General features: G+C 40.6%; 5 protein-coding genes. 3 read left to right on the forward strand and 2 right to left on the reverse strand.

Annotated elements, in window-relative coordinates:
* Positions 1–658: 658 nt before the first annotated feature.
* The 3 genes from AB4323_RS02065 to AB4323_RS02075 all read left to right on the forward strand — a co-directional run bounded on the left by AB4323_RS02065 (position 659) and on the right by AB4323_RS02075 (position 3137).
* On the forward strand, positions 659–2029 hold the full coding sequence (locus AB4323_RS02065) for an NCS2 family permease (RefSeq protein WP_017062465.1): 1371 nt from the start codon (positions 659–661) through the stop codon (positions 2027–2029).
* Between the two features lie 159 nt (positions 2030–2188).
* A complete protein-coding gene (locus AB4323_RS02070; RefSeq protein ID WP_050652097.1) occupies positions 2189–2614 on the forward strand; it encodes a phosphate-starvation-inducible protein PsiE in 426 nt (141 codons plus the stop codon).
* A 310-nt stretch (positions 2615–2924) separates the two neighbouring features.
* Positions 2925–3137, forward strand: coding sequence for a cold-shock protein (locus AB4323_RS02075; RefSeq protein WP_004735656.1), 213 nt, complete (start codon positions 2925–2927; stop codon positions 3135–3137).
* A gap of 523 nt (positions 3138–3660) precedes the next feature.
* Here the strand turns inward: AB4323_RS02075 and AB4323_RS02080 are convergent.
* The gene (locus AB4323_RS02080) at positions 3661–5394 is read right to left on the reverse strand and encodes a hypothetical protein (protein ID WP_269979561.1); all 1734 of its coding nucleotides are present in this window, start codon (positions 5392–5394) and stop codon (positions 3661–3663) included.
* 87 nt (positions 5395–5481) lie between these two features.
* Positions 5482–6067: hypothetical protein (locus AB4323_RS02085; RefSeq protein WP_372151480.1), on the reverse strand; the 586-nt coding region annotated here is incomplete at its 5' end.

A 6067-nucleotide genomic window follows, 5' to 3' on the forward strand; every position in this document is an offset into this window, starting at 1 on the left:
GTTGGTTACGTCTATAAAGAGATAACGAGTAAAACTAATAGAAGCAACTGGTGAAAATTAGGTCAGAAAAATGGAGGCGAAGAGTAGCATATTTAGATGATTGAGAACAACTGGCTTGATCGTTATTTATCAGCAAATGATCTTCTCAAAGATCTTTGTATAAATGTAATGACTCGTCATCGGTACTTTTTTATGTGATCTGGACAAAATTTGTTGAAGTTTTAATCTCAATCCTTACAATCCGCGCAAACGATTAAATGCTGTATATATCTAGGGTCTGTTGACCTTTCGCGATGGAGTTTTGTTCGAGAAAAAATCGTTTTAGGCGCGGCAAGGAGTTTGTAACCTAGCATTCTAAGTAAAGATTCCTTAACAAAGCATAAAACGATTTTAGCCGAACCCTTCGGGCAGCGTTTGTTGGTGATTTCTACTGCGTTATCGACTTCTTATGTAGGCTAGCTACACATCAAAGTCTCTGCCTTGTAGAAAACCCCAACAACTCGCTGCAAAAATCATCTCGAAGGGCCAACAGACCCTACTAGACTAGATGTTTCTACTACCGAGCCTACCTTGGTGACTACAGTTTTTAGTGTAGAGACCTCTCTATTCTCACAGCATTTGAATCACCAAATTCTTAATTTATTGCAAAGGTTTTGTTGTGAGTACCGATTCCACCCTGAAAGCCCAGAACACCTCTGGCTCGCTTGATTCGATGTTTAAAATCACTGAAAGAAAAACCACGATTGGCACTGAGCTGTATGCGGGTTTCATTACTTTCTTGGCGATGAGTTACATTCTGGCGGTTAACCCAGCAATTTTGGGTGATATTCCAGGCATGGACAAAGGTGCCGTGTTTACTGCAACGGCTCTGTCTGCGGCAATCGCAACCCTAATTATGGGCATTTGGGGCAACTACCCTGTAATGCTAGCGCCGGGCATGAGTATGAACGGCTTTTTCAAAGGTCTGCTGTTAAGTGGATCTGTTGCCGTGCTTTGGAATGAAGCGCTGTTCGGTATCTTCCTATCTGGTATTTTGTACCTTGCGTTCTCATTGACCAATATTCGTAAATCGATGATTGAATCGATTCCTGAAGATTTGAAGTTGGCGATTACCGTGTCTCTCGGACTGTTCATTGCTTTCTTAGGTCTTAAGAATGCGGGCATCATCGTTTCTAACCCATTCGTATTGGTAGGCTTAGGCGACATTTCTGATCCAAAAGTGATCATCGCTTACGTGAGCATCTTCATCGCACTGGGTTGTATGGTTCGTGACATCAAGCTAGCAACGTTCATCTCATTCGTTTCTGCTATCGTGTTGACGATTCTTGCTGACGTCTTCATGGGCACTTCAAACGCACCAATCCCAGAGCAGTTCATTGCTATGCCACCAAGCATGGCAGGCAGCTTCGGCGCTATCTTCGATTTCTCTGCTTTCACGCCAGAGAAAATGTTCGACTTACTGTTCATCGTACTTATCTTCTTGATTGTCGATTTCTTTGATGGCTTGAGCACCATTGTCGGCGTTGGCCGTGATGCGGGTATCATCGATAAAGACGGCAAGGTGCCAAACGCGAAATCGGCTCTAGTAGCAGATGCGGGCGGTACTGTGATTGGTTCAATTCTTGGTACCACATCGATCACTGCTTTCTCTGAGTCTGGCATCGCTTCTTCTCAAGGTGCAAAAACGGGTTTGGCAGCAGTCATGGTGGCTGGTCTGTTCCTAATCTCGCTATTCCTATACCCAATCTTCTCTATCTTCTCGGCTGCAATGGTTGCACCGGCGATGGTAGTAGTCGGCATCTACATGGTAGGTCGTCTTGGTCAGATCAACTGGGAAAAGAAAGAGTCACGCATTGCAGCCTTCTTTACCATCATGTTCACAGTGCTAAGCTTCTCTCCAGCGAACGGTATGGCGATGGGCTTCATCAGCTACGCATTCACAATGGTTGTAGCAGGTAAGCGCAAAGAAGTACACCCGCTTATCTACGGACTGTGTGTGGTGTTCTTAACTTACCTGATTCTGCTTTAAGGTTAATTAGCCACTAAGAAGTCGCTAAGTAAAAGACAAACAGATGGCTCTGCAGTGAATGCGGGGCCATTTTTGTATCTGTCGTCTCTCTAGAGTACGCGACTTATATTGATGCATGCTATTGTAGAGACTGGATTAATTATTTCTTGAAGAGTGACTATGCCTTCTAACTTACCTAGATCTTTTAGTAAGCCGTTTTTAAAAGTATTCCACATTATGGAAGCGGTATTGCTGGTGGCGATCACGCTCGCGACCTTGTTTGCGATGGTCGAAGAGTTCATGCATGTCTTCGCTGAACGCCGAGTGCAATTGACCGACATTCTGCTGATGTTTATCTATTTAGAAGTGTTGGCGATGGTTCAGCAGTTTGTGATGAACGGTAAGATCCCAGTGCGATACCCAATCTATATCGCGATGATGGCGATTGCTCGTTACATCACTTTGGGCATGAAAGAACTCGATGCGGTATTGATCGTTTGGTTATCTTTAGCGGCATTTATCTTAGCAGCAGCAACTCTGTTGATTCGAGTCGGTCACCATTACTGGCCATATGTCGATCTCAGAACTAAGCAGCCGGACGAGTAAATTTTTTGAGATCAAAGTCTTACAAATCAAGCCCGGCGACCTAGCTGGGCTTGAATTCAAGCCAACCGAACAAAAAAACATCAATTATTTTCAAATAAAGCTTTACAACCCGACCCAGATCACCAAGAATGGCCTCGCTCTGTTTTCAGAGTTATTAAATGAAACATCAGTTGTAAAGTAAAACCCTTAGTATTGCTTCATTGTTATTCTCAGTGTTTCCCTTGGCTTCATAGATACATTAAATAATTCAAGCTTTCAGCGCATCGCACTTTTGGCGATTAATTTTTTATTTTTATATAAGGGACACATCATGTCTAACAAAACAAACGGCGTAGTAAAATGGTTTAACGAAGAGAAAGGTTTCGGTTTCCTAACTCAAGACAACGGCGGCGCTGACGTATTCGTACACTTCCGTGCAATCGCTTCTGAAGGTTTCAAGACTCTTAAAGAAGGCCAACAAGTGTCTTTCGAAGTAGAGCAAGGCCAAAAAGGTCTTCAAGCTGCAAACGTTGTAGCTCTATAAGATTTTAAGTCGGCGCAGGTTGCAACAGCAACTTGCGTCACTTTCTCTCTCAAATTTGTTTCCCCCCTCAGTTTTACCGCAACACTCTTCTCCATTAGCAATACCCTCTCTAAGTATTCAAAAATCCTGTTTTACGTCCGTTATCTCGTTCTAACTATCGTTGTATCTGTTCTTTGCTCTAACTCAACCTTCTACGTAACAACCAGTCACTTGCTCATCCTGATTACTATTACTGTATCCATAAAAAAAAGCCCCTAAAATTAGGAGCTCATTTTGATCTAATCAACACTGATTATTCTTTATCGTGTACAGCTTACAGACTGTTATTCAATGTTTTGGATCTTAATGTTGATACCTTTGTTTAACTTATTGTTGTTTATTGGTATTTTTTATATTTATTGTTGTCTATGTATCATTTTCTACCCAATGTACTACCCAAATGAACAGTCTGTCGCTTTGTTTGTATATGATGTTTTAGCTGCTCATTTAGATTTTTGTACAAGTAGCGTACTAAATTGAAATACTATGCATTAATGTGGCTTTCGCCAGCGATTCTAGAGCCTCGAAATGACTGAAGTTTGTTGAGTTTGTCGATGACAACTATACCCCTTAGCAAGTAGGTTTTTCTTCCTGATTTGATGTAACATTCTGAAATGTAAGCTGACTTTTTGTCATTGGAGATTAGTGATTGCAAACAATCTTCCAATTTCCGGTATTTACCAGTATTAGAATGATCACCAAAGAACTCGGCTTTTAAGAGATGAGTTAACTCTTTATTAACGTGGTAGGTATGCTGTTTTCTTGAAAATACGAAATTAAAGATCCCCGTTTCGTTCTTCACAAAGTCAAATGTATGCTCATCAACTTGAATAATATTAGCCTTGTTTAAAGCAACATCACGCTTAAATGAATCTATTCGGCAAGCTTGCTTTAACGCATGATAAGGGACGCACAGTAGTTCAAGAAAGCTGTTGTCAGAAATACCTAAGTCTTTATATATTAGATACATAGTAAGCATCTTGACTTTGTTCAGATGCGTATAGACTTCCTGAGCAGATAAGGTTTCCACCTCACCGTGTGCTGCTCTATCTCGAATCTCTTTGATCTGATAAAAGTCTTTGTCATTGATGAATACGTCGGACACTGTCTTGCCGATATAGCGCAAGAAGGTTTTAGCTTTCTTATTCAGCGTGGCTGTACTGCGGTTTGGTATCAATCTTTTGAGGGTTTCTTCATCTGTGATGTTAGCTACAGATCCTTCATTAATGGTAGCCATAATCAGTGGATCGCTTTTAACAAGAGATGTCACTCTGGAAATGAACTTGGCGTGATCATTTTCGAGCATTACGTTGTCCAATCCAAGCTGATCTACTTTATAGCTAAAATACTTATCCAGAATTGAAGCATATAGCATTAACTCATACTCAAGGACATTCTTTATGCTGAACAACGGAATTGTTTTCGACCATATCTGGTCAAAAATAAATGTATTATCAACAAAGTAGCTTTGACAGATCGCTTGAAAGGAGTCTCTTAGTTGATCTGAAAGCATGAATGGGTAAGGTTGAGAAACCTTATCGGTATCTTCAACTTTGTGGCTTGGGACATATAAGTATCCCTTGTTTGAATCTGTATCGAAAAGGTCGATTCTTGTTGCATAACATGGGGTTCCAAACAACCAAGTAAACAGGTTAGTCACTTTGAACATAAGCCGAGAAATTTCTTCCATGGATATGGGGGACTCGAAAGTGAAATTGATATCGAGAGTACTAGTGAATACGAAACCATCTCCATTGGCGTTGTCCTTCAAGTTCTTCGACTGAAAGATATCAACGTTCTTAATGCTATTGCTATTTACTAATTCTGCATTTAGTGACTGTATGTTAGTTTGGGCAGAGATGTCCCCACCTTCTTCAAATCTCCTTTTTATCTCATGGTTAAAATAAACAGAGAGCTGAGGCATGAGAAATGATACTTGTGTTATTTTGTCTCTATTGGCAGAACCAGTGTATACGTGATCAAACAGCTCACTATCATATGAAAAGCCGTGTCGACCAGATAAGTAATACGATGATTCCCCACCACTGATATAGTCATGAACAAGGATTTCATCTACATCATGAGGTAAAATAGGTTCATACCTATTGGTACATTTTAGTGTGGGAAATCTACCCCTTTCTAACGAGAGCAGTCCGTAAGTACCATCTTCGAGTTTGACATTAAGCTGTCTTTCACAATCAAGAGTTAGTTCTGTCATAGCACATTAGTATAAAACCAGTTTCACTCATTCTACGATTTGATAAACGAAACTCAAATCAATAGAGGAATCAGAGTACGGTCAACCTCAATTTATTAGAACATCGATTGCTGACTTTACCTTTTCTTCATCGGCTAATGCCTTTATAACATCGTCTGACCAATCAAAATCTAGGTCTGTTGCTTCTCTTCCGAGTAGAAGCTCAATTGTTTTTTCTTGCAGTGTGTAACTGTACTCTCCAAGTAGTTCAGATATTTCGTACTCATCCATGGCAAAAATCAAACCATCTTCATACTGACAATGCTTCACCGTAAGATGCAACCGCTTAAGCATGGCTGTTTCATAATCCACAGCGTTAAACGAGCTCTTATCCCACAAGAGATCTGCTAGTAGTGTAACTAAGCAAGATAGTTCATCGTAACCAAGCTCACTATCAGATGTGTTAAAACCGTGCATTTCAGCAAGTGCTTTTAAGTCATTCAGAGTTTCTTGATGAAGATGAACTCTCTTCGTCTTTAGTCCAGATTGTTTGCGAATACGGTCTGCTTTCTTCCTACGCTCGTTGGCTGCTTTTTTCTGTTCTTCTTTCTTTTCTTCTTCTGTTTTTTCAGTATCCATTTGCTTCATTTCGTGAGGCTCACAAAAGTTATACACAATCACACTATGCCGTGAG

Origin of the sequence: Vibrio sp. 10N.261.52.C11 (genome assembly GCF_041471405.1) — a bacterium.
GTDB classification, from domain to species: Bacteria; Pseudomonadota; Gammaproteobacteria; order Enterobacterales; family Vibrionaceae; genus Vibrio; species Vibrio crassostreae_C.

Excerpts from the sequence above, each read along its gene's own strand:
- AB4323_RS02070 (WP_050652097.1), top strand. The coding sequence starts at position 2,189 with ATGCCTTCTAACTTACCTAGATCTTTTAGTAAGCCGTTTTTAAAAGTA.
- AB4323_RS02080 (WP_269979561.1), bottom strand. The coding sequence starts at position 5,394 with ATGACAGAACTAACTCTTGATTGTGAAAGACAGCTTAATGTCAAACTC.
- AB4323_RS02075 (WP_004735656.1), top strand. The coding sequence starts at position 2,925 with ATGTCTAACAAAACAAACGGCGTAGTAAAATGGTTTAACGAAGAGAAA.